The sequence below is a fragment of the Ruegeria sp. BF8 genome, assembly GCF_056538625.1.
Genome location: NZ_JBQFTL010000003.1, coordinates 458,753 through 482,385, shown reverse-complemented (window position 1 = coordinate 482,385; position 23,633 = coordinate 458,753). Strand labels below are relative to the sequence as shown.

Genomic DNA, 23,633 nt, shown 5'->3' with positions numbered 1-23,633 from the left:
AAAGAAAAGGGCGGGTCCGAAGACCCGCCCTCAAACCTTGCGGTTCAGATCAACTTAGAAGTTGAACTGAGCACCGAAGTCAGCGCGCAGGCGGCCGTCGCCGTCGCCAACTTTCGACTGGCCGATACCACCGCGCAGCGATGCACCGCCGCCCAGGTCGTAGATGGCGCCAATGCCGTACTGCTGGGTGTCACCGTCGCCCGAGCCGTCGCCGTAAGCGAAGGTCAGGGTGGTTGCAGCGCCAACGTTGTAGGCTGCCGACAGACCGTATGCAGTGCCGTTCAGGGCGTCGTCTGCAACGTCATCGTCTGCGACGAAGATGGTGCCCGAGAAGTCGCCGAATTCAGCGCCCAGTGTCAGGACTGCCAGGCTTTCCTTCTCACGAACGGTACCAACAGCACTGGTTTCACCATAAGCAACAGCTGCGGTGAAGTTGTTGAAGCTGTAGGTGAAGCTGATGTCCCAGCGGTCTGCGCTGTCTGCTTCTCCGTTGAAGCCAAAGGTTGCCTGATCGTACGATGCGCCGAAGGCGAAGTCACCAACTGCGTACTGGAAGAACACAGCGTTCGAACCTGCACCGGTCGACGAGTAGCCCAGGAAGCTGTAGTCGACGCCCGAGTACTGGCCGATGAAGTTTTCCAGGCCCGGCTCGTTACCGTAGTAGTTTGCCAAGTTGTCGAACGAACCAGCAACGTTGCCGGCGTCAACACGCAGACCACCGTAGATGACCGAGAAGCGAGCGCCGTTCAGGCCGGCTGCGTTTGCTTCGCCGGTGTTGGCGTTTTCGTCAGCCTGCAGACGAACACGTGCTTCAAAGCGGACGCCACCGTCGGTTTCCGCGATGCCGTCGATGTTCAGGCGGAAGCGCGAGACCAGGATGGTTTCGTCGGTTGCAACGGTTGCGGTACCGGTGGTGGTCTGGTCAGTCAGAGTCACACCAGTGTTCGTTGCGCCGCTGGTCGTGGTGGTGGTCTGATCGGTCAGAGTCACGCCGGTGTTGATGTTGGTCACAACGCCGGTACGGTCTTCCAGGTAACCGATACCAAAGCGGCCATAACCGCTGAACTTAACTTCGGCCGCGGCAACCGATGCGGTTGCGATCAGTGCGGTCGATGCGAAGAGAACTTTTTTCATCTTGTTTCCCTCGGTTTCAATAATTTCTACTCGACACATACCTGCTGCATATGTCTCAGCACGCAGACCGTTTCGCTCTTTTTGCCCCTGTTGCGCAAGCATGCCTTGGACAGCTTCGGTTCTTTGGCCCCAAATTGGTGCAAGGATGCCACAGTCGAATTCACCCCGATATTTCAGCAGCACGGGTACGTAAGCCAAGAATGGGGTTGTTGCAGCACAGTACGTTGTCTAGGAGTATCTCCTAGCAAAGCAAAACATGTGAAAACAGGACCTGCCGACGATGCGCCTGCTGACGATTTTGGGTTTGACCGTTTTGACTGCCTCCGTTTCTGCGTGCGGACAGAATCGGAGCACGTCGCCCAACCCCAATGTTCTATCCGCCGACGGCAGCTCGTCCGAGGCCCGCGAGCTCAACGATCCGAATCGTTCGACCATCTGGGATGTGTTTGGCCCCAACAACTCGGAACAGGTCACCCAGGTCAACCGGTACCTGTGGGCGGCGTCGCTGGATGTGCTCAGCTTCCTGCCAGTACAGGAGGTGGATCCGTTTACCGGCGTTATCATAACGGGTTACGGCAAACCGCCGGGCGGCGGGCGGTCCTATCGGGCGACGGTGCACATCAGTGATCCGGCCCTGGCGGCGCGGTCCCTGTCGGTGGCGCTGCAGACCAGCGGAGGCGCTCCGGTCAGCGCGGCGACCACGCGTGCGGTCGAAGATGCGATTCTTTCGCGGGCGCGTCAGCTGCGGATCGCGGACAACAAGCTCTAGCAACCCGCAGAAAATCACAATATTACCACGCCGGGCCCCTGCCCGGCGTTTTCATTCACGAAGGACCGCATGATGTCGCGTTACTCGGCCAACGAAATCGAAGCAAAATGGCAAGAGGCCTGGGACAAGGCCGGGATCTTCACCGCCAAACGGACGGCGGACAAACCGAAATACTATGTGCTGGAAATGTTCCCCTATCCTTCGGGGCGCATCCACATGGGGCATGTGCGCAACTACACCATGGGTGACGTGATCGCGCGCCACAAGCTGAGCACCGGGCACAACGTTCTGCACCCGATGGGCTGGGACGCTTTCGGGATGCCGGCGGAAAACGCGGCCATGGCCATCGGCGGCCACCCCAAGGACTGGACCTATGGCAACATCGCCGACATGCGCGCGCAGATGAAGCCGCTGGGCCTGTCGATCGACTGGTCGCGCGAGTTCGCGACCTGCGACCCGGAATATTACGGCCAGCAGCAGGCGCTGTTCCTCGACATGCTGGATGCGGGGCTGGTCTATCGCAAGAACGCCGTGGTCAACTGGGACCCGGTGGACATGACCGTGCTGGCCAACGAACAAGTCGAAAACGGCCGCGGCTGGCGCTCGGGCGCATTGGTCGAGCGGCGCGAGCTGACCCAGTGGTTCTTCAAGATCTCCGAGTTCTCGGAAGAGTTGCTTGATGCGCTGGATACGCTCGACAACTGGCCCGCCAAGGTGCGGCTGATGCAGGAGAACTGGATCGGCAAGTCACGCGGGCTGGAGTTTTCCTTCGAGCGCACCGACGGCAATGCACCCATCACCGTCTATACCACGCGGCCGGACACGCTGTTGGGGGCGTCTTTCGTGGGTATCTCGCCCGATCACCCGATAGCCAAGCAGCTTGAGGCCGAGAACCCCGAAGTCGCTGAATTCGTTGCCGAATGCCGCAAGGGCGGCACCACGGAAGAGGCCATCGAGACCGGCGAGAAGCTGGGTTTCGACACCGGCATCCGCGTCAAACACCCGCTGGACCCGAACTGGGAACTGCCGGTCTGGATCGCGAATTTCATCCTTATGGATTACGGCACCGGCGCGATCTTTGCCTGCCCCGCGCATGACCAGCGCGACCTGGATTTCTGCCGCAAATACGACCTGCCGGTAATCGACACCTTCTTTGCCCTGGATGACGACACGCCGGTGGACAAGATCGCCTTCGTCCCGCCGAAAGAGCAGAAGGTGCGCTGGGTCAACCATTTCGCCGGTCTGACCGAGGCCACCGGACAGGAAGCCATCGACGCGACTATCGACTTTGCCGAGAAGGCCGGCTGGGGCAAAGGCGTGACCAAGTACCGCCTGCGCGATTGGGGCCTGTCGCGCCAGCGCTACTGGGGCTGTCCGATCCCGGTGGTACATTGCGACGATTGCGGCGTGGTGCCGGAGAAAAAGGAAAACCTGCCGATTCGGCTGCCCGACGATGTCACCTTCGACAAACCGGGCAACCCGCTGGATCGTCACCCGACCTGGCGCGACTGTGCCTGCCCGTCCTGCGGCAAACCGGCCAAGCGCGAAACCGACACGATGGACACTTTCGTCGATTCGTCGTGGTATTTCGCCCGTTTCACCGCCCCGCGGGCGGAAACGCCGACCGATCTGGCCGAAGCCGAGTACTGGATGAACGTGGACCAGTATATCGGCGGCATCGAACACGCGATCCTGCACCTGCTGTATTCGCGGTTCTTCGCCCGCGCCATGCACATCACCGGGCATCTGCCGAAAAAGGCGATCGAGCCGTTCGACGCGCTGTTCACCCAGGGCATGGTCACCCATGAAATCTATCAGACCCGCGACGACAAGGGCCGCCCGGTTTATCACCTTCCCGAAGAGGTCGAGGACGGCAAGCTGAAGGCGACGGGCGAGCCGGTCGAGATCATTCCCTCGGCCAAGATGTCGAAATCGAAGAAGAACGTGGTGGACCCGGTCAGCATCATCTCGGCCTTCGGGGCGGATACCGCGCGCTGGTTCGTGCTGTCCGATTCGCCGCCCGAGCGTGACGTGGAATGGACCGCCGCCGGCGCCGAGGCCGCGCACAAGCACCTCAGCCGCGTGCATCGCATCGTGTCCGAGATCGCCGCATCCGACGCCCCGGCCAATGCCGAGGACGAAGCGCTGCTGCGCGAGATGCACAAGACCATCCATGACGTGACCGGCGGGGTCGAATCCTTCGGCTTCAACGCCTCGATCGCCAAGCTCTATGCCTTTACCAACACGCTGGCCAAATCCAAGGCGGGCGCGCAGGCCAAGCGGCAGGCGGCCATGACGCTGGCGCAGCTGATGTCGCCGATGACGCCGCACCTGTCCGAAGAGCTGTGGCAGATGCTGGGCGGCGAAAGGCTGGTGGCGCTGGCGCCCTGGCCGGTGGCGGACGAGTCGATGCTGGTCGATGATACCGTCACCCTGCCCATCCAGATCAACGGCAAGCGCCGTGCCGAAATCAGCGTGGCCAAGGATCTGGACAAGACGCAGGTTGAAAGAATCGCGCTCAGCACCGAAGCTGTGCAGAAGGCGCTGGATGGCGCTGCTCCGAAAAAGGTGATCGTTGTTCCGGGCCGGATCGTGAATGTCGTTGTTTGACCGTAGAAACCTGCTGCTTTCGTTGGCGGCGTTGACCGTGGCGCCCGCTTGTGGGTTCCAGCCGGTTTATGCCCCGGGCGGCGCTGGCAGCGAATTATACGGCAAGGTCGCCGTGTCAGCGCCAGATTCGGTCGAAAGCTACCTTCTGGTGCAGAATCTGGAGCAGTCCCTCGGGCGCAGCGTCAGTTCAGCCAAGGATTACAGCCTGAATGTGCAGGTCTCTACGGTGACCCGCGGGGCCGCCATCACGACCTCGAACGAGACCAACCGGTATTCGATTGACGGGCGCGCCAGCTATACGCTGAGATCCAATGAAACGGGCCAGATCCTTGTGTCCGGCACTGTGGCCGATTTCGTAGGCTACTCAGCCGCGGGGTCCACCGTTTCCACGCTCGCTGATGAACGGGATGCCAAAGAGAGGCTGATGGTCATCCTGTCCGATCAGATCGTCACGCGCCTGTATTCCGCACCGGGCCTGGCTTCATGAAGCTGTCCCCGCGCGACGCCGAGGGGTATTTCGCCAAACCTGACCCCGACAAGACGGGATTGTTGATCTACGGCGCCGACGCGATGCGCGTCGCGCTCAAGCGCCAGCAGGTATTGGCCGCGCTGTTGGGCCCGGGTGCAGAAGAGGAAATGCGCCTGACCCGTCTTCCGGCCTCGGATCTGCGGGCGGATCCTGCCCTTCTGCTGGATGCCGTGAAGGCTGTCGGGTTCTTTCCCGGCGCGCGCGCCGTATTCGTCGAGGATGCAACCGACGCCGCAACCCCGGCGATCACCGCCGCGCTCGAGGATTGGGCGCCAGGCGACGCTCAGATCATTGTGACCGCCGGGCAGCTCAAGGCCAGCTCGAAGCTGCGCAAAGCGTTCGAAGGCCATCGGGCCGCCTATGCGGTCGGGATCTATGACGATCCACCGTCGCGCGCGGAGATCGAGCGTGTTCTGGCCCAAGCCGGACTTGCGAGCGTTCCCCGTGACGCGATGTCCGTGCTCAGCGATCTGGCCACCGAACTCAGCCCGGGCGACTTTGCGCAAACCGTTGAAAAGCTGTCTCTGTACAAACGCGGTGATGCCTCAGACGTTGCCGTCGAAGACATCGAGGCCTGCGCGCCGCAATCCAATGAGGCGGCCCTGGATGACGTTCTCAACGTCGTTGCCGAAGGCCGATCCGGTGAAATCGGGCCCCTGATCCGGCGGTTGCAGGCGCAGGGAACAAATGCGGTGTCCCTGTGCATCGGCGCGACCCGCCATTTTCGCACGCTCTATGCCTGCGCCTCGGACCCCGGTGGCGCAGCGCAAGGGATCGGCAAACTCCGGCCGCCGGTTTATGGCAAGCGGCGTGACCGCATCCTTCGGCAGGCGCAGACTTGGGGCGCGCACAAGCTGCAGACGGCTTTGACCGTGCTGACGGATACGGATCTGTCTCTCCGGTCGGCAGGGCAGACTGCCCCGGCCATGGCCCTGGTCGAGCGCGCTCTGATCCGGCTGGCCATGCTGGCGCGGTCACGCTGAATTGAACTGACGGCGCGTCCGACTTGACGCGGCGGCGCAGTCCCCCACCCTGACGCCAGAGCAACCACGTAGGAGCATGACATGTACAAGATCTACGGGCGCATCCAGAGTCGTGCCTCTCGGGTGATCTGGCTATTGGAGGAACTGGGGCAGGACTATGAGTGGATCGATGCGGGCCCGCACGACCCGCGCGTTCTGGACCTGAACGGCACGGGCAAGATTCCTGTCCTGCAAGATGGTGATGCAGTCATTTCGGACAGCGCGGCGATCATGACTTATCTGGCGGACAAGCACAGGGCCTTCACCTACCCCGCCGGCACCCCGGAACGGGCCGAGCAGGATTCGTTGTTGCACGCGCTGTTGGAAGAATTCGATGCTCCGCTGTGGCTGGCCGCCCGCCATATGTTCATCCTGCCCAAGGACAAACGCGTTCCACAGGTCGTCGAAACCGCCCAGTGGGAGTTTGACCGCAGCTTTCAACGCATGGGGCAGCGATTCAAAGGGCCATTCCTCCAGGGCGAGCAGATGACGATCGCGGACATCCTGTGCATTCACTGCATGAGCTGGGCAAAGTCGGCTGGATTCCCGATGAATTCAGACAGCCTGAAAGCCTACGGCAAGCGCGTTCGCGAGCGTCCGGCCTACAAGAAACTGGGTGAAATGGCCAAATCCGCCTAATCCGCTTGGGACAGCCCGGCCCATTCTGCGGCCGAGCGCCCCGCCCAACGACCTGTCGCCAGGCATGCGGTCAACAGATAGCCGCCGGTCGGGGCTTCCCAATCCAGCATCTCGCCTGTGCAGAACACGCCGGGCTTGGCTTTCAGCATCAGCCCCGAGTCCAGCCCGCTTTTCGCAACCCCGCCTGCGGTCGAAATGGCTTCGTCCAGCGGGCGCAAGCCTGCGTTGCGAACAGGCAAAGCCTTCAAAGTCTTGACCCAATCATCGCGCCGCTGATTCTGCCCATGTGTCATTTCGTGGAACAAGGCGATCTTTGGCGGCGGCAGTCGCATGCCGTTCTTCAACCAACGGGTCAAAGTGGTTTTCGGGCCAGCTTTTGACAGACGCCCGGACAGATCCTGAATCGTGCGGTCCGGCGCGAGGTCCACATACAGATCAGCACCCTGCCGAAGCGCGGGTGTCAGCGGGTAAAGACCGCCCCCTTCCAGGCCTTTGGTTGAAATGACCGCCTCGCCACGGCTGGCAAGGTCGCCCGCGCGCCACCGAACAGATTTCAGCGCCCGACCGAAATACGCGGCCATATGGGGGCTCCATTCGACGGACAGTGCGGCGTTCGATGGTGCAAAAGGGACCAGCGGAACCCCGGCATCGGCCAGAGCCGGCGCCCAGGCGCCATCCGACCCCAGACGCGCCCAGCTGGAACCGCCAAGCGCCAGAACCGTGACGTCAGCAACCACTTTCTGCCGACCTGCCGGCGTATCAAAGACCAGCGCGGGGCCGTCCCAACCCAACCAGCGCCAACGGGTGCGGATCTCGACCCGCATCTCTTCCAGCCGCGCCAGCCAGGCGCGCAGCAATGGCGAAGCTTTTTTTGATTTGGGAAATACCCGCCCTGTGGACCCCGTGAACAGATCTTGGCCCAAGTCCCGCGCCCAGCTTTGCACGCTCTGCGCATCGAAGGCGGCAATCATTGGGTGCAACCAGTCCGCCGCATCGCCGTACGCCGAAATCAGGCGGTCAAACGGCTCGTCCTTTGTCAGGTTCAGACCGGACTTCCCCGCCATCAGGAATTTGCGGGCCACCGAGGGTTTGGCCTCGGCAACCAGCACATTGTGCCCGGCCCCGGCAAGTTCTTCGGCGGCCATCAGCCCGGCGGGGCCTGCCCCGATCACCACTGCCTGTGCCATATCTGCCCTCTTGCCTCACTTGCGTTCAGCCGCGACTGTGTTCCGGTGATGACGAACAGCGATCCGATCTGCCCGCTCTGCAACCGCCCGATCCCGAACGGGACCGGCAGCCTGCACCATCTGATCCCAAAACTCAAAGGTGGCAAGGGCGGTCCCACGGTTCTGCTGCACAAGATCTGCCACAAGGAGGTGCACGCCACCCTGACCGAAGCCGAGCTTGCGCGAGACTTCAACACTGTCGAAAGCCTGCGCACGCATCCCCGGCTGAACCGATTTCTGGACTGGGTACGCAAACGTCCGCCTGGATTTCAATCCAAAGTCCCGGGCCGACGCCGCGGCCGTTGATCAGGCTGACAGGAACGGGTCACCCATCGGGTCTGTTTCCGTTGCAGCCAGGCCCTCGACCTCGATGCCCAGAAAGTCTGGCGCGGGAACGATCCGCGCATCGGGAATATGCTGGTATTCCAGAATGGTATAGGGACGTTTCCACAGCCATTCGCGATTTGCGACCGCCCAGAGATCTGGGTCCGGCGGCACCTCGGTCGTGAAGGCATAGAAATGCAGATCAAACCCGTGCGAGGCCACGTCCTGCATGGAGAGCAGGCGCATACCCAAATCCCTGCAAAACGCATCCTCTGCCGAAATGTCGCCGGTCCGCAGAGTGATCTGGCCCACGGCGGCCTGTCCGAACGGGTTCTCATCCGGCTGCTTTTTGGGTCGGTTCCCCTCGAAATCATGCTGAAGAAGCTCGATCGAGAAGCCGTTGGGGTCCGACAGGTGGCACATGTAACCGATATCTCGAAACTGGGCCGGACGGCTGACGTTGATGCCAGCGCGCCGAAGCCATTCCGCAGCATGGTCGAGATCTGGCAAGGTGATGCCGATCTTCCAGTACCTCTGACCCCGGTCGTGGGCATATCCGCCGCCTCCGGGCAACAGCAGAAGGTCGGCGCTGGGTCCCGGATAGCCCACTCGCCGCGCATCTCCCTCGGCACGCACGACCATGCCGAGGTTTACGCTGTAGAAATCGGCCAGCCGTGCGGGATCAGCCACACGCAGGCGAAGGGCAGCGATCCTCATCCGCACATCCCGGCGATACCGGCCGCCGTCTGCGGATCAGCGGCTAGGCTGTCGGCAACCAGGTCCCGCGCGGCTTGCATCAGATCTTCCGGAGCGACCACCCGGTCCACCAGGCCAAAGGCAAGTGCTTCGTCCGCCGTGACCTTCTGGCCTGCCATCAGGATCAACTTGGTCCGGGCGGGGCCGATCAGCGCCCGCATGCGTTTCACGTCCGATGGCTGCGGCAGGAACCCCAACCGCATGACCGGGTAGAAGACCTTGGCCGTGGGCACCGCCATGCGCAGGTCACAGGCCAAAGCCATACCGTTGGCCCCGCCCGCCATGGTGCCGTTCAACGCAGCGACGGTCAGGCAGGGCAGCGCCGCGATGGCTCCGGACAGACGCTCCCACAGGTCCGAGGTCGCAAGGCCTGCCCGCGCCTCGTCCAGATCGGCGCCGGCACTGAACACCTTGCCCGCTCCGGTCAGGATCAGGGCGCGCGCCTCTTGGGCCGCTTCCGCGATCTGCAGCAGGTCCGACAACATGGCCCCGGTCAGGGCATTGGCCTTGCCGGGGTTGTTGATCGTGATCGTCCACAGACCGTCCTGCTGGGTCAGGTCGATCACGTCAGGCCGATCCTCTGGCGAATGTCGTCACGGCGCAGCGAAATCTCGGTTCCCAGAAACTCGTCCGCATCTTCCGAGCACATCCACAGCAGCGCCCGCGCCGGCCAGTCGGCCGGGATGTGATCGTCCCAGTCCAGCTGGCTGACCGGGTTGATGCCGCTGGCCTTGATGACCCGCTGCATGTCGGTCGCCACCGTGCCCGGGGACAGACCCATGGCACGTATGCCATGATGCGCCTCTTCCAGGTGAAGGCATTCGGTCAGCATTTTCGCCCCGGCCTTGGACGCGCAGTAGTGGCTCCAGGCCTCGACCGGGTTCGAGGCGGCTCCGGAGGAAACGGTCAGAACCGTCCCGCTGCCCGCCGCCCGCATCAGCGGCAGAACCGCGCGCATCCCGTGGAACACCCCTTTGAGGTTGATGTCGATGGCCTTGCTCCAGGCTGCTGGATCGGCATTTGACAGGTGAAAGATTGGATCGATCACACCCGCATTGCCGATCAGCACGTCCACGCGGCCAAAGCGGTCGGCGCAATCCGCAACCGCTTGTTCCACCTGCGCAAAATCGCTGACGTCGCAGGACAGCGCGATGGCGTTCTCACCCAGTGCCGCGGCCAATGCATCGATCTGATCATGGCTGCGCGCTACCAGCGCGACATTGGCGCCGGCTGCGGCAAATACGCGCCCTGCTTCGGCGCCGATGCCGCGGCTGGCTCCGGTGATCAGTACTGTTTTGCCCTTCATATGCATCCTGTAATCCTTTTGGATTGAAATCGGGTAAAGTGGTACCGCGCAAACGGGGAAATCGTCCAGCCCTTGCCCCTTGACGGCAGCCGCGACAACCACGACCATGCGCGCAATTTTTACCGAGAAGGGTTCCCTAATGTCCGTTTTCTTCCGCCGCAGCTGCGGTGCCGCGCTGGCCTATGCCGTTGCAACCCAAGGCGCTTTTGCCGATCTGTCCGCCAACGATGTCTGGTCGGATTGGCAGGCCTACATGGGCAGCATGGGGTACACCATCACGGGCGAGCAGAACACCTCTGGCGACGTCACCACCATCACGAACATGACCATGAAGATGGACCTTCCCGAGGGAGAAGGCTCGTTCGACATGGTCGTTCCGGAAATGACCCTGACGGAAAACGGCGACGGAACGGTCAGCATCGAATTCCCCGAAAGCTTCCCCATGACGGTATCCGGCCAGGCCGAGGAGGAAGAATTCTCGGTGGATATCCTGTACTCGCAGACCGGGTTGAAAATGCTGGTTTCGGGGTCGCCCGACGACATGACCTATGACTACTCTGCCAGCAAGCTGGCGCTGGCGCTCGACAACATCATGGTCGATGGCGAAGCGATGCCCGACGACGCGCTGGATCTGGGTTTTGAGATGATCAACCTGGCCGGTGCATCCCGGATGCAGATCGGAGAGGGCCGCAAGGTCGACCAGAATTTCACCGCGGCAAACCTGACCTATGACCTGAGTTTCCAAGACCCGGAAACGGGCGAAGATGCCCGCATCAACGGCAAGCTCGACCAGCTGGAGTTTGAAGGAAAGAACGTAATCCCCGAAGGCTTCAGCCTGGCGGACGTGGAAGGCGCATATGAGGCTGGTTTTGCCTTTGACGGGATCTTCACCTACGGCGCCGGCCAAACCAGCATCGCAGGCACCAGCGAGGGCGAGGCTTTCTCGATGGCCAGCAGTTCGGACGGTGGCCGCTTCGGTGCCAGCATCGACGCCGAGCGTCTGGCGTATGACGTCGAACAGAACAATGCAAAGCTGGAAGTAACCACGGCAGACCTGCCGTTTCCCATCGAGATTGCAATGGCGAAGGCCGGTCTGAAACTCGAGGCACCCATCCAGGCATCCGAAGAGGTCGAACCGTTCGGCTTTGCGATGAACCTGACAGACTTCACCATGTCCGACATTCTGTGGAGCATGTTCGACCCCGCAGGCGCGTTGCCACGCGATCCAGCCACGATCGCGCTGGATGCAACGGGCACCGCAAAGATTCTCCTGAACTTCCTGGACCCGGAAGTTGCCGAAGCATTGGAAGGCTCGGACGAGATTCCGGCCGAACTGCATTCGCTCAAAATCAATGAACTGCTGGTCTCGATGGTCGGTGCCAAGCTGACAGGCACCGGTGATTTCACCTTCGACAACTCGAACACCGAAGAGTTCGGAGGAGTTCCGGCGCCGGCGGGTGAGGCAAACCTTCAGTTGGTGGGTGCCAACGCCCTGATCGACAAGCTGATCGGAATGGGGTTCATGTCCGAGAACGACGCCATGGGCGCGCGCATGATGATGGGGATGATGGCTGTTCCCAGCGACCAGCCCGACACGCTGAACTCCAAGATCGAGTTCACCAAGGACGGCCAGATTTTGGCCAATGGTCAACGGATCAAGTAACCTCGCTTGGCCTGGCCTTCGACCAAGGGCGCGGTGTTCCGCGCCCTTTTTCTTTGGCTCGATGAAATCTCGGGCTTTTCAGGTCTTCAAATCAAGTTCCTGCACCAGAGCCCGGGCCATCCGCCGTGTGACTTTGCGCCCGTCGAACAGTGCTGGTACGGGATGCTCAGCCGCGATGCTCGCCATATGAAATCGGTGGTTTCCATCGTAGAACTTGAAGTTTGTTTCGCACAAGAACAGTTGACCGGTCTTGGCACAGGGAAGGATATCGTGGGCATAAAGCCCGACACCCAAAGCGGCCTTTACACCCCTCGCAATCGCGTTGATCCGGCCAATGTTGGGCGTGATCAGCAGCCTGTGAAAATACCTTATCATCTGAGGGTCTACGGGTGTGTCACGGGTATGGACGCTGGCTTCGCGTCCCGCTCTAACCCAAGAAAACAGAACCTGGTCGCCCACCGCTTGCGCACGAATGCAGACGTGCCACATCTCACCTTCATACTCGTGACGACAATCGACATACTCGGTGTTGTAACGATCCGGGTCCAACTCTGCGGCATTCCCGACAAGCTGAACCGGAACATGAGCGTTCGAAAGTTCGTTCGAAAACGCAGTTTCAAACGAAGACCCAGTCTCGATAAGCCGGGGCATTGGAACCCCTGCCGCTGTCAGAACCTTGTTCTGACGGATCTTGTGCCCGACGACGCGGCCATGTTCAACCGAGTGCAAAACCCTGTGGCCCAGTGCCTCGATTTCAGATTCCCGCGCACGCAGCCAGTCAACTTTTTCGTTCTGAACGACAAACAGCTCGTTGTAGTGAAGCAGAACGTAACTCTGCGGGTCGTCGATCGCACCGCGTGCCATCAATTCCGCGAAGGGCAAAACCTCGGAGGGAACGCCCAGCTTACCCATCACCCGTGTCAGGCGCACGATGATGTTGCGGGACCCTTTGCCCTTGGCCAGGACGCCGGGCTCGTCAAACTCAACCACATAGAAGCGCGCCAAACCTCATACCTCAAATTTCAGTGCCGCCGGGCGACCGGTCATTCTCTGAAGTCAGCTTACCCTGCAGCTGCGGCCCTTCCCAGCGGGATCTATTTCCGTGGACCCCGATTTCCCAATGTGCCGTCACCATCCGTGACGCATTGGATACACCCAAGGGCTTGCGAGGCGGGTTGACCAAGGCTAGGTCCAATACAATCAATTGGAGGCACCATGACCCGATCACCCGAAGCAATCAGCCAAGAAATGCTGGACCTGGCCCGCAAGGCCGGAGCCGAAGCGGCCGACACGATCGTGATCGACGGATCCTCGGTCTCGGTCGAGGTGCGTGGTGGCGCTTTGGAGCACGCCGAACGCGCCGAAAGCACCGACGTGGGGTTGCGTGTTTTCATCGGCAAGCAGCAGGCCATCGTGTCCGGCTCGGACAGTCGTCCCGAAACGCTTGCCGCCATGGCCGAACGGGCCGTGGCCATGGCACGCGAAGCGCCCGAGGATCCGTTCGCTGGCTTGGCAGATCCGGAACAACTGGCCAGCGGTTTTTCCGTCGACTCCTTGGAGCTTTTTGACCCCACGCCCGAACCTTCAGCAGACGCTCTGATGCAGGACGCGCTGACCGCCGAGGCTGCGGCCCTGGCGGTGGAAGGCGTTACCCAGGTGTCTGATGCGGCGGCATCCTATGGCACCCACCGGGTTCATCTGTCCGCGACAAATGGATTTTCCGGTGGCTATGCGCGCAGCAGCCGCTCGGTTTCATGCGTGGCGATCTCGGGCGAAGGCACCGGGATGGAACGCGACTATGACGGAGACAGCCGCAGCTTTCAGTCCGACCTGCGCAGCCCCGACGAGATCGGCCGGATCGCGGGCGAGCGTGCCGTGCAGCGAGTGGGTGCCCGAAAGCCGGAAACAGGGCGTTTCCCGGTATTGTTCGACGAGCGGATTTCGTCCTCATTGATCGGGCATCTTCTGGCGGCCAGCAACGGCGCGGCGGTGGCCCGCGGCGCCTCCTGGCTCAAGGACAGCCTGGGCCAGCAGGTGCTGCCTGCACATCTGTCGCTGATCGAAGACCCCCATCGCCCCAGAATTTCAGGATCGCGCCCGTTTGATGCCGAAGGATTGCCGACCGCGCGCCGGATGATCGTCGAAAACGGCGTGCTGACCGGATGGACACTGGATCTTTCAAGCGCGCGCAAACTGGACATGAATTCCACCGGGAACGCCGCCCGTGGCGTGTCCGGTCCTCCATCTCCCAGCAACTGGAACCTGAGCCTGACCCAGGGCGAGTTCAGCCGCGACGACCTGCTTCGCGATATGGGAACGGGGTTGCTGGTGACCTCGATGATCGGGTCCACCATCAACCCCAATACCGGCGATTACTCACGCGGTGCGTCGGGTTTCTGGGTCGAAAACGGAGAGATCTCGCACCCGGTCAACGAATGCACCATTGCCGGAAACCTGCGGGACATGCTGATGCGGATCATCCCGGCCAATGACGCACGCACTTATCTGTCCCGGGTCGTGCCCTCGCTTCTGATCGAAGGGATGACACTTGCCGGAAACTGACCTGTCCCTGCTGATCGACGCCGCACGTGAGGCCGGCCGGATTGCCGTCGCCTATGCAGGCCGCGAGATGCAGAGCTGGGACAAACCCAAGGGCGCCGGGCCGGTGACCGAGGCTGATCTGGCCGTCAACGCGATGCTGGAACAACGCCTGCCCAGCGCGCGGCCCGGATATGGCTGGCTGAGCGAGGAGACCGAGGACAATCAGGACCGGTTGACCCGTGACCGAGTGTTCATCATCGACCCGATCGACGGCACCCGCAGCTTTGCCGAAGGGTCGCGCACCTGGGCGCATTCATTGGCGGTCGCCGATCGCGGACAGGTCATCGCCGGCGTGATCTACCTGCCGATGCGCGACATGCTGTTTGCAGCCGCGCGGGGACAGGGGGCAACCCTGAACGGTCAGCCGATCCGGGTGACCGCGGCGGCCACAGAGGCCGAAGCCGAGGTTCTGGCCGCAAAGCCGAACCTGAAACCGGATCATTGGCAGGACGGGGTCGCGCCGATCTTCCTTCGGGCCTATCGTCCGTCGCTGGCCTACCGAATGGCACTGGTCGCACAGGGCAGGTTCGACGGGATGCTGACCTTGCGCCCAAGCTGGGAATGGGACATCGCGGCCGGGGACCTGATCCTGCGCGAAGCGGGCGGCACCTGTACTGACCGTACCGGGCGCCCGTTGCGGTTCAACAACCCCGACCCACGGCTGAACGGTGTTGTTGGCGCCGGGTCCGAATTGCATAAGGTGCTGATGGGCCGACTGGATCAGCCAATTCAGGGGCATCGGGCATGAGCAAACCGCGATCCCTCAGCCTGGCGGCCTATCGCGCGTTGTCCTGGGGTGTTCCCAAGCCCCCCGGACACAACACACCGCCTCGCCCCGCGGGTGAGTTGCTTTGGATTCATGTTGCCAACGAACAGCGCCTGCGCGCGGTGAACGACTTTTGCAAGCGGCTGCAGCAGTCCCGGCCGGGGCTGTCGATTCTGTTGACCGTCCCGCCTGACGCTGACCTGACACGCTGGGCAGGCTGCGACATGGAGCTGGTTCCGCTGCCTGACGAAAAAACCGGCGCGGCGCGTGGATTCCTGGAGCACTGGCAACCCGACATGGGGCTGTGGGTCGGCGGCGGCCTGATGCCCAACGTGATCACCCGCGCGGCCGAACGCGGTATACCCATGGTCCTGCTTGAGGGCGAGAACGACGTTCGTGTTGCCTTTGTCGGGAAATGGCTGCCGGACATCAACCGCTATACCTTTGACTGCTTCCGTGCGATCCACGTCACGTCCGAGGACGCAGCCCGGCAAATCCGACGTCTGGGCGTCCCGGCTTCGAAGGTGGCACTGTTTCCGCCGCTCAGTATCAGCCCCACCCTTCGCCCCTGGCCCGAGGACGAGCTGATCGAGACGAACCATGCGTTGGCAGGGCGGCCGGTCTGGCTGGCGGCGTGGGTCGACGCCAAGGAATTCATCTCGGTTCTCAGCGCACATCGGCAGGCCATGCGGATGCTGCCGAGGCTGGCCCTGATCCTGCATGTTGCGGACATGTCCGAGGCGGCGCCCCTGCGCAAAAGGCTGGAAACGATGGACCTGCGCTGTGCCAACTGGGAAGATGGGGACATGATCGAAGACATGACCCAGGTCATCCTTGCGTCGGACCCCGAGGCCCTTGGCCTTTGGTATCGCGTCTCTCCGGTGACGTTCATGGGCAGCACGCTCGAGTCGGGAATAGGCGGGCATGACCCGATCGCGGCCGCAGCCCTGGGCTCGGCCCTGATCCATGGACCGGACGTGAGCGGCCACAAGGCCCTGTATGACGCGCTTGATGGTGTAGGAGCCGCTCGAGAGATTCGCACCGCCACCGAATTGGGCGACACTGTCGTTGAACTGCTGGCCCCGGACTTGGCCGCGAACATGGCCCTTGCCGGCTGGCAACTGGTGACTGAGAGCGCGCCCCAGGTGGATACTCTGATCGACATGGTACAGGAACATCTGGACCAGCACGGAGCGGAACATGAGGGCGCCTGAATTCTGGAACAACGCGCCGGATCACCCCGGCCTGCGCGCAAGGCTGCTGGCGCCGCTGGGCCGCGTCTATGCGCGGGCTACGGCCCGGCGGGTGGCGTCGGGGCCCGGGGTTGATCCGGGTGTACCCGTGATCTGCGTCGGCAACCTGAATGCTGGCGGCACCGGAAAAACGCCGACGGCGATCTGGGTTCTTGAACAGCTGCGCGACGCGTATCACACGCCGCATGTGGTCACCCGCGGCCATGGCGGATCGCTTGAGGGGCCGGTTCGGGTCGACCCGGTCCGACACACGGCGGCGCAGGTTGGTGACGAGCCATTGTTGCTGGCGGCCTTCGCCGAGGTCTGGGTCGCCAAGGACCGTGCCGCCGGTGCCCGCGCCGCAGCCGAGGACGGCGCCACCGCGATCGTGCTGGACGACGGATTCCAGAACCCTTCGGTGGCCAAGACATTCTCGGTCGTCGTGGTGGACGCGGTCCGTGGCTTTGGCAACGGCTTGTGCCTGCCGGCCGGACCGCTGCGCGAGCCGGTCGACGTGGGGCTGCAACGGGCCGATCTAGTACTGTCGCTGGGCGACTTGGCCGCGCAGGAACAGTTCGCGCAACAATGGGGCGACAAGCTGGGCGTTCCGCACGCAACCGGTCAGGTCATGGCACTGCAAACCGGGATGGACTGGAGCGAAACTCCGGTTCTGGCCTTTGCCGGTATCGGCCACCCCGAGAAGTTCTTTCAAACCTTGCGCCAACAGGGCGCGCGCCTGCTGCGGGCCGAGGCGCTGGACGATCACCAGCCGCTGACGCCGGCCCTGATGACCCGGCTGGAAAACGAGGCGCGGTTGCTGGGTGCGCAGATGGTCACCACCGAAAAAGACGCCGTGCGCCTGCCGCCTGCTTTTCGCAGCAAGGTCATCACCCTGCCGGTGCGCCTGCAGGTGGATCAGGCCGACGACGTGCGTCAGCGGCTGCTGACGGCCGCGCCGCCGCCCTAGTCGTCTTCGCCCAGTTTCGGGGCAGGGCGCGAAAGGTTCAGATCGGCATCCGAAAAGACGAATGGCGCGCGAATCCCCTGCACCCCGTCCAGGTCGATCTGCATGCCGCGCGCGATCACCTGCGGATCGGCCATGACCTCGTCCAGTGTATTGATCGGCCCGGCGGGGATGCCTTGCGCCTCGCAGGCGGCCAGCAGGTCGGCTTTGGCCCAGGTCGCCGTGGCCCCGTTCAGCCGTGCAATCAGGGTGCGGCGATTGGCCAGCCGGTCCTTGTTGTGCAGGTATTCGGGCGCCTCGGCCATGTCGGGCAGGTTCAACACCCGGCACAGGCGCTGATACTGCCGGTCATTGCCGGTGGCGATGATGATGTGACCGTCGGCACAGTCGAACACCTGATAGGGCGCCAGGTTCACATGCGCGTTGCCCATGCGCTGCGGCACCTGACCGGTCGTCAGATAGTTCAGCGCCTGGTTTGCCGTGACCGCCACGGCCACATCCAGAAGGGCCATGTCCACATGCTGCCCGCGCCCGGTGCGCTGGCGCTGGTGCAGCGCCGCCAGAACCCCGGCCACCGCATAGATGCCGGTGAACACGTCGGTGATCGCCACGCCTGCCTTCTGCGGCTGGCCGTCGGGCTCTCCGGTCACGGACATCAGCCCGGACATGCCCTGGATGATGAAATCATACCCGGCCCGATGCGCATATGGCCCGGTCTGCCCGAACCCGGTGATGGAGCAATAGACGAGGCGCGGGTTCAACTGGCTGAGGTTGTCAAAGTCCAGCCCGTATTTCTTCAGCCCGCCGACCTTGAAATTCTCGATCACCACATCGGCGTCAGCGACCAGCGCGCGCACCTTCTGCTGCCCTTCGGGGGTCGAGAAATCGGCGATCACAGACGCCTTGCCGCGATTGGTCGAATGGTAATAGGCCGCCGAGACATCCTGATCGCGGGTCACGAAGGGCGGACCCCAGGCGCGGGTGTCGTCGCCGGCCGGGGATTCCACCTTGATGACCTCGGCGCCCAGATCGGCAAAGGTCTGGCCGGCCCAGGGGCCAGCCAGAATGCGCGCCAGTTCGACAACCTTGAGACCGGCCAGAGGCCCGGTCATCAGTTGCCCAGTTCCTTTTCGATCAGCGCCTTGAACTCGTCATAGGACTGGTTGTCGACCTTCTTGCCGTTGACGACAAAGGACGGGGTGGCCTGGATACCGTCTTTCTCGGCGTTTTTCTGGTACCAGGCGACGAGGGTCTGCGCCTTGGTGCCGTCCTGCAGGCAGGCTTCCAGCTGATCGTTGCTCAGCCCGGCCAGACGGCCGATCTTGCGCAGTTCTTCCACGATCTCGGCCGGGCCGCCGGCGCGTGTCCATTCGGACTGGCCCTGATAGATCAGGTCAGTGATGCCAAAGAACTTTTCGGGGCCACCACAGCGCGCCACCATCGACGCCCAGATGCCGTAGCGGTCGAAATAGACCTCGCGGTAGATGAACTTGACCTTGCCGGTGTCGATGTATTCCTTCTTGAGCTGCTTGTACGGCCCCTGATGGAAGTTCGCGCAGTGCGGGCAGGTATAGGACGCGTATTCGATGATTTCGACCGGTGCATCCTCGGCCCCCTGCACCATCTCGACGATGGTCGAGGTGTCCAGATCGGCGTTTTGCGCTTCGGCGCTGCCGACCAGTTGTGGCACAGGCACGGTGCTTGGCGATTGGGTCAGCCAATAGCCGCCTGCGGCCAGCGCCACGGCCGCGCAGATTACGGTTGCAATACGGCTCATACTCAGCCCTTTCTCAGCGTTTTTGTTTGGATAGAACGTTCCGGCCCAGTCGTTCAAGGGCCGCGCGCAAGTCTTGGTCGTGAACCTCGCGCGTCACTTTGTCTGCCTCGGCAACGACTTCCGGTGCGATGGTGGGTTTCGCCTGTTTCGGCCGATGCTCGAAACTGGCCTGCCCCTCGGCAAATCCTGTAGGAGCAGTCTGGGTGATGCGGATGCGGCTGATGGCACTGTAGCCATAGACGGCATTCACTTTGTCGCGCAGACGGTCCTTCTGCATCTCGAGCATCGGGGCCTGTGGTCCGGTGGTCAGCACGGTCAATGTGGCGCCGAACCCACCCTTTCCATAGCCCACCTTGACCGGTCGGGCGATGGCGGCGATGTCGGGGCCCACGATATCGGCCCAATGGGTCAACAGGCGCGACACGGCAAAGCCGCGACTTTCACCGGCTTTGCGGATCCGATCGCTCAGCAAGGACGCGGTGCGTTTGAACCCGCGGGTGGTGGACCGTCTTGGTTGCATCTGGTTTCCAACTCCTGCGCCGCTATTGTAATGGGCGTGCATCCGGGCGCCAGCGAAACCCGACAGAGAAATGGATAAAACTTGCGTGACACCGCCACCTTCGACCTGGGCCGCAGCCTGCTTGCCTGGTACGACCGCCATGCCCGCGACCTGCTGTGGCGGGTCAGCCCCGCCGACAGGGCGGCAGGCGTGCAGCCCGACCCCTATCGCGTGTGGCTGTCCGAGGTGATGCTGCAGCAGACCACGGTGGCCGCCGTGCGGGATTATTTCCTGCGCTTCACCGCGCGTTGGCCGGATGTCCGGGCGTTAGCCGCTGCGCCCGATGACCAGGTGATGGCGGAATGGGCCGGGCTGGGCTATTACGCCCGCGCGCGCAACCTGCTGAAATGCGCCCGCGCGGTGGTGGACCAGCACGACGGGCGCTTTCCCGACAGCCATGATGCGCTGCTGAAGCTGCCCGGCATCGGCCCCTACACCGCCGCCGCCATCGCGGCCATCGCCTTTGACCGGCCGGAAACCGTGCTGGACGGAAATGTCGAGCGGGTCATGGCCCGGCTGTATGACATCCACGACCCGTTGCCGAAATCGAAACCTCTGCTGAAGGCGAAGGCCGCCGCGCTGACCCCGGACGACCGCCCCGGCGACTATGCTCAGGCGGTGATGGATCTGGGGGCCACGATCTGTACGCCGAAGTCTCCGGCCTGTGGCATCTGCCCCCTGCGAGACCCGTGCGAGGCCCGCGCTGCCGGAACACAGGCCGACCTGCCGCGCAAGACGCCCAAGGCACCGAAGCCCACCCGGCTTGGCCACGTCTACATCGCGCAGCGCGCCGATGGCGCAATCCTGCTGGAACGCCGCCCAGAAACCGGGTTGTTGGGCGGGATGCTGGGCTTTCCGGGCTCGGACTGGGCCGAGGACGCGGCCGAAGCGCCGCCCTTTCCGGCCGATTGGACCCTGCTGCCCGCCGAGGTGCGCCATACCTTTACCCATTTCCACCTGACCCTGCGCGTCTGGACCGCCGCCGTTCCCGCAGAGGTGGACCCCGTGGGCTTGGTCGTGACGCCCATACATGCCTTTCGCCCCGGCGATCTTCCGACCGTGATGCGCAAGGCGCATGATCTGTGGCGCGGCAGTTCTGCATCTGGGAAAATGGATCGGGCAGGATTATCCTGACGGCAGAGTTTCGGAGCCTGACCATGATCTCGACTGATACCCTGTCGCGCTGGCAATCAGCCCTTCCTTTCTGGGTTTCGTTCATATTGATCCCGATCCTGTGGTTCACTGCTTTCGCCGGTGGCTGGTGGGTGCTGCTGGTGCCGCTGTCCACCTGGTGGTTGTTTGCGGCGCTGGACGGCCTGACCGGGCTGAACCTTGAAAACGCCGACCCCGAAACGCCCGAGGACGCGCTGCGCTGGTACGTCCTGCTGACCAAGGCCTGGGTTCCGGTCCAGTTTTTCACGCTCTATGGCCTGATCTGGTACGCCACCCGCGCCGAACATCTGTCATCACTGGAAAAGATCGGGCTGTTCTTCGGGATGGGCGTGATCTCGGGCACGATCGGCATCAACTACAGCCACGAACTGATGCACCAAAAGGGCCGGCTGGAGCGGTGGCTGGGCGACATCCTGCTGGCGATGGTTCTGTATTCGCATTTCCGGTCCGAACACCTGCTGGTGCACCACCGCTATGTCGGCACGCCCCGCGACCCGGTGACCGCGCGCTACAACGAGGGGTTCCACCGCTTCTATCCGCGCGTCCTGCGCCAGTGCCTGGTGTCCGCGTTCCAGGCCGAGAAGGCCAAGCTGGCGCGCAAAAGGCTGAACTGGACGGACCGGTCGAACCCGTTCTGGCGGTACTGGGCGCTGCAGGGGTTGATGCTGGCGCTGGCGCTGCTGCTCGGCGGATGGGCGGGGCTGGGGCTGTTCCTGGTTCAGGCGGGCACCGCGATCTGGCAGCTGGAGCTGGTCAACTATGTCGAACATTACGGCCTGACGCGCAAATACCTGGGCGACGGCAAATACGAGCACGTCCGGCCGCGCCATTCGTGGAACGCCGCGCACAAGGCCTCGAACTGGCTGCTGATCAATCTGCAACGCCACTCGGACCATCATTACAAGCCCAACCGGCGGTTTCCGCTGCTGCAGAACCACCCACCCGAGGCGGCCCCGCAGCTGCCCTATGGCTATCCGGTGATGACGATCGCGGCGATGGTCCCGCCGCTGTGGCGGCGTGTGATGAACCCGCGGGTGCGGGCTTGGCGGCGACAGTACTACCCCGAGATCACGGACTGGAAGCCGTACAACAAGGCAATGCTTCCGATGCCACGGTCCTGAGAGCGGTCAACGCAGCGCCCAGATATCGACCGGCCGCTCGACGCCGCCAACCGCCTGTGCATCGTGGCGCTGGAACCCGTTCATCAGATCGGCAGCCGTCGACGCTTCGCTTAGGGCCTTTTCGCGCAGCGCGTCGCTGATGACAATCCGCGCACCCATCTTTCGCGTCATTGCTTCAAGCTTGGCAGCCAGATTGACCGCGTCTCCGATCACCGCGAATTCCAGCCGGTTGGCCCCGATGTCGCCCAGAACGACCGGACCGTAGTGAACACCGATGCCAACCTGAATCTCCTGCTCGCCTGCCCGTCGGCGTTCCAGATTCCAACGGTCGATGATGTCAGCCATTGACCGCGCGCAGGACAGGGCGTTGACCGCGTCCAACGGCGTTGGAACCGGCGTGCCGAACGTGGCCATCAGCCCGTCGCCCAGATACTTGTCCAAGGTTCCGTGGTGATGGAACACCTCGGCCTCCATTCGCGCATGGAAGCCCCGCAGCACCTCGATCACCTCATACGGGTCGCGGCCGGCAGCGAATTTCGTGAAGCCCACGATGTCGATGAACAGAACCGCGATGTTTTCCTTGCGCACCTGCTTGAGCGGTTCGTCGTTCTGGCTCAGCTCCTCGACCACGTTGGGCGAGAAGTATCGCGACAGGTTGGCGCGTTCCCGCTCCAGTCCGGCATTTGAGATCAACAGGCGATTGAGCCGCCGCATCGACACGCCCAGCGTAACCGCGACCATCATGAACACGATCACCTCTTGCACGCGCATCGGAACCATGAAGCTGTTGGGGTCCAACAATTCAGCCACGGCCGGATAGCCCCGCAAGGCGGCCGCAACCTTTTCGCTGAGCCCGGGGATGGGCGTGGCCACCCACCAGGCGACGACCCAGCCCGCCGTCCACATCAGGGCCGTCCAGCTGCCCATGGCGATCACCGTGCGCCAGGAATAGGCCAGCGTACCTGCGGCCAGGATGATGAAGAAATACTGGAAATTGTCGAACCGGTACTGCATCGCCAGCGGGCGCACATCGTCGCTGAACGGGTTGGGAACGACCATGCCCAGCGTCATGATCAGCAGATCGGCGAAAATCAGCAGAAGCTCGATCCGGGATTGGCCCACACGGCCAGCGCGCCGGATCAACCAGCCGTTGCCGCAGAGCAGCAGCAGGATGAAATGATACCACATCACATCCCAGTTCGGATTCAGAAACACCAGCAGGACACCGGTCAACGCCATGGCGATCCAGCGGGCGCGGACGGCCAGTTCCAGCCCCTCGCGCTTGTGCCGTTCCAGCGCGGCTTCGGTGTATTTGTTGTCCAAATTGAATTTGTCCGGCGTGGTCACGAAAAACCGCTGAAACCGGGATTGGCTGGCCGTGGTATCAGACATTTCTGATGCTCCCTCGCTATGCAGCGGGATATGGGGTCGCACCATCCAAACATCACGGGGCACAAAACAA

General features: G+C 62.8%; 23 protein-coding genes. 13 read left to right on the top strand and 10 right to left on the bottom strand.

What is annotated here, in order from left to right; translation table 11 throughout:
• Window positions 1-54 precede the first annotated feature (54 nt).
• Window positions 55-1,134, bottom strand: coding sequence for a porin (locus tag ACR0LD_RS12985; protein WP_480637418.1), 1,080 nt, complete (start codon window positions 1,132-1,134; stop codon window positions 55-57).
• 280 nt (window positions 1,135-1,414) lie between these two features.
• Between ACR0LD_RS12985 and ACR0LD_RS12980 the strand changes: the two genes are divergently transcribed.
• From ACR0LD_RS12980 to ACR0LD_RS12960, 5 genes are all read left to right on the top strand, one after another.
• Entirely contained in the window at window positions 1,415-1,903 is a 489-nt protein-coding gene (locus ACR0LD_RS12980; RefSeq protein ID WP_170341302.1) for a DUF3576 domain-containing protein, read from the top strand.
• A 72-nt stretch (window positions 1,904-1,975) separates the two neighbouring features.
• Entirely contained in the window at window positions 1,976-4,513 is a 2,538-nt protein-coding gene (leuS, locus tag ACR0LD_RS12975) for a leucine--tRNA ligase (RefSeq protein ID WP_480637314.1), read from the top strand.
• The gene (gene lptE, locus ACR0LD_RS12970; protein ID WP_170342238.1) at window positions 4,500-5,000 is read left to right on the top strand and encodes an LPS assembly lipoprotein LptE; all 501 of its coding nucleotides are present in this window, start codon (window positions 4,500-4,502) and stop codon (window positions 4,998-5,000) included. Before leuS ends, lptE begins: the two co-directional genes overlap by 14 nt.
• Entirely contained in the window at window positions 4,997-6,025 is a 1,029-nt protein-coding gene (gene holA, locus ACR0LD_RS12965) for a DNA polymerase III subunit delta (protein ID WP_170342235.1), read from the top strand. The genes lptE and holA overlap by 4 nt, the downstream gene beginning before the upstream one ends.
• Before the next feature lie 81 nt (window positions 6,026-6,106).
• On the top strand, window positions 6,107-6,703 hold the full coding sequence (locus ACR0LD_RS12960; RefSeq protein WP_170342233.1) for a glutathione S-transferase family protein: 597 nt from the start codon (window positions 6,107-6,109) through the stop codon (window positions 6,701-6,703).
• Here the strand turns inward: ACR0LD_RS12960 and ACR0LD_RS12955 are convergent.
• Window positions 6,700-7,890, bottom strand: a complete 1,191-nt coding sequence (locus ACR0LD_RS12955; RefSeq protein ID WP_480637312.1) for a TIGR03862 family flavoprotein — start codon at window positions 7,888-7,890, stop codon at window positions 6,700-6,702. The two genes, ACR0LD_RS12960 and ACR0LD_RS12955, sit on opposite strands and share 4 nt — an antisense overlap.
• A gap of 48 nt (window positions 7,891-7,938) precedes the next feature.
• On the opposite strand from ACR0LD_RS12955, the gene ACR0LD_RS12950 reads away from it, so the two are divergent.
• Window positions 7,939-8,235 (top strand): HNH endonuclease, encoded by a 297-nt coding sequence (locus tag ACR0LD_RS12950; protein ID WP_170342229.1) that lies wholly within the window; start codon window positions 7,939-7,941, stop codon window positions 8,233-8,235.
• Here the strand turns inward: ACR0LD_RS12950 and ACR0LD_RS12945 are convergent, their stop codons facing one another.
• The 3 genes from ACR0LD_RS12945 to ACR0LD_RS12935 are packed head-to-tail and all read right to left on the bottom strand — an operon-like array spanning window position 8,236 to window position 10,321.
• Window positions 8,236-8,970 carry a VOC family protein gene (locus ACR0LD_RS12945; protein WP_480637310.1) on the bottom strand — a complete coding sequence of 245 codons (735 nt, stop codon included), beginning with the start codon at window positions 8,968-8,970 and terminating at the stop codon, window positions 8,236-8,238. It lies immediately after the preceding gene.
• Window positions 8,967-9,575: an enoyl-CoA hydratase/isomerase family protein gene (locus tag ACR0LD_RS12940; RefSeq protein ID WP_480637308.1), complete on the bottom strand. Its 609-nt coding sequence runs from the start codon at window positions 9,573-9,575 to the stop codon at window positions 8,967-8,969. The genes ACR0LD_RS12945 and ACR0LD_RS12940 overlap by 4 nt, the downstream gene beginning before the upstream one ends.
• Complete coding sequence (locus ACR0LD_RS12935) at window positions 9,572-10,321, bottom strand: SDR family oxidoreductase (RefSeq protein ID WP_170342442.1); 750 nt, start codon at window positions 10,319-10,321, stop codon at window positions 9,572-9,574. Before ACR0LD_RS12935 ends, ACR0LD_RS12940 begins: the two co-directional genes overlap by 4 nt.
• 133 nt (window positions 10,322-10,454) lie before the next feature.
• On the opposite strand from ACR0LD_RS12935, the gene ACR0LD_RS12930 reads away from it, so the two are divergent.
• Window positions 10,455-11,978, top strand: coding sequence for a DUF2125 domain-containing protein (locus ACR0LD_RS12930; RefSeq protein WP_480637306.1), 1,524 nt, complete (start codon window positions 10,455-10,457; stop codon window positions 11,976-11,978).
• Between the two features lie 78 nt (window positions 11,979-12,056).
• Here the strand turns inward: ACR0LD_RS12930 and ACR0LD_RS12925 are convergent, their stop codons facing one another.
• The gene (locus ACR0LD_RS12925; RefSeq protein ID WP_480637304.1) at window positions 12,057-12,983 is read right to left on the bottom strand and encodes a hypothetical protein; all 927 of its coding nucleotides are present in this window, start codon (window positions 12,981-12,983) and stop codon (window positions 12,057-12,059) included.
• 210 nt (window positions 12,984-13,193) lie between these two features.
• Between ACR0LD_RS12925 and ACR0LD_RS12920 the strand changes: the two genes are divergently transcribed.
• From ACR0LD_RS12920 to lpxK, 4 genes are read left to right on the top strand one after another with little or no spacing between them, the layout of a single operon-like run.
• Entirely contained in the window at window positions 13,194-14,540 is a 1,347-nt protein-coding gene (locus ACR0LD_RS12920) for a TldD/PmbA family protein (protein WP_480637302.1), read from the top strand.
• Entirely contained in the window at window positions 14,527-15,327 is an 801-nt protein-coding gene (locus tag ACR0LD_RS12915; RefSeq protein ID WP_480637300.1) for a 3'(2'),5'-bisphosphate nucleotidase CysQ, read from the top strand. The genes ACR0LD_RS12920 and ACR0LD_RS12915 overlap by 14 nt, the downstream gene beginning before the upstream one ends.
• Window positions 15,324-16,559 carry a 3-deoxy-D-manno-octulosonic acid transferase gene (locus tag ACR0LD_RS12910; RefSeq protein WP_480637298.1) on the top strand — a complete coding sequence of 412 codons (1,236 nt, stop codon included), beginning with the start codon at window positions 15,324-15,326 and terminating at the stop codon, window positions 16,557-16,559. The genes ACR0LD_RS12915 and ACR0LD_RS12910 overlap by 4 nt, the downstream gene beginning before the upstream one ends.
• The gene (gene lpxK, locus ACR0LD_RS12905) at window positions 16,546-17,544 is read left to right on the top strand and encodes a tetraacyldisaccharide 4'-kinase (protein ID WP_480637296.1); all 999 of its coding nucleotides are present in this window, start codon (window positions 16,546-16,548) and stop codon (window positions 17,542-17,544) included. The genes ACR0LD_RS12910 and lpxK overlap by 14 nt, the downstream gene beginning before the upstream one ends.
• Here the strand turns inward: lpxK and ACR0LD_RS12900 are convergent.
• From ACR0LD_RS12900 to ACR0LD_RS12890, 3 genes are read right to left on the bottom strand one after another with little or no spacing between them, the layout of a single operon-like run.
• Window positions 17,541-18,653 carry a CaiB/BaiF CoA transferase family protein gene (locus ACR0LD_RS12900; protein WP_170364891.1) on the bottom strand — a complete coding sequence of 371 codons (1,113 nt, stop codon included), beginning with the start codon at window positions 18,651-18,653 and terminating at the stop codon, window positions 17,541-17,543. The genes lpxK and ACR0LD_RS12900 overlap by 4 nt on opposite strands.
• A complete protein-coding gene (locus ACR0LD_RS12895; protein ID WP_170360782.1) occupies window positions 18,653-19,318 on the bottom strand; it encodes a DsbA family protein in 666 nt (221 codons plus the stop codon). The genes ACR0LD_RS12900 and ACR0LD_RS12895 overlap by 1 nt, the downstream gene beginning before the upstream one ends.
• Window positions 19,319-19,331: 13 nt before the next feature.
• On the bottom strand, window positions 19,332-19,838 hold the full coding sequence (locus ACR0LD_RS12890; protein ID WP_170341278.1) for a DUF721 domain-containing protein: 507 nt from the start codon (window positions 19,836-19,838) through the stop codon (window positions 19,332-19,334).
• An 81-nt stretch (window positions 19,839-19,919) separates the two neighbouring features.
• Between ACR0LD_RS12890 and mutY the strand changes: the two genes are divergently transcribed.
• Complete coding sequence (gene mutY / locus ACR0LD_RS12885) at window positions 19,920-21,011, top strand: A/G-specific adenine glycosylase (RefSeq protein ID WP_480637294.1); 1,092 nt, start codon at window positions 19,920-19,922, stop codon at window positions 21,009-21,011.
• A gap of 23 nt (window positions 21,012-21,034) precedes the next feature.
• The gene (locus ACR0LD_RS12880; RefSeq protein WP_480637292.1) at window positions 21,035-22,171 is read left to right on the top strand and encodes an alkane 1-monooxygenase; all 1,137 of its coding nucleotides are present in this window, start codon (window positions 21,035-21,037) and stop codon (window positions 22,169-22,171) included.
• 6 nt (window positions 22,172-22,177) lie between these two features.
• Here ACR0LD_RS12880 and ACR0LD_RS12875 read toward each other — a convergent pair whose 3' ends face one another.
• A complete protein-coding gene (locus tag ACR0LD_RS12875) occupies window positions 22,178-23,563 on the bottom strand; it encodes an adenylate/guanylate cyclase domain-containing protein (RefSeq protein ID WP_170369176.1) in 1,386 nt (461 codons plus the stop codon).
• Between the last annotated feature and the right edge of the window lie 70 nt (window positions 23,564-23,633).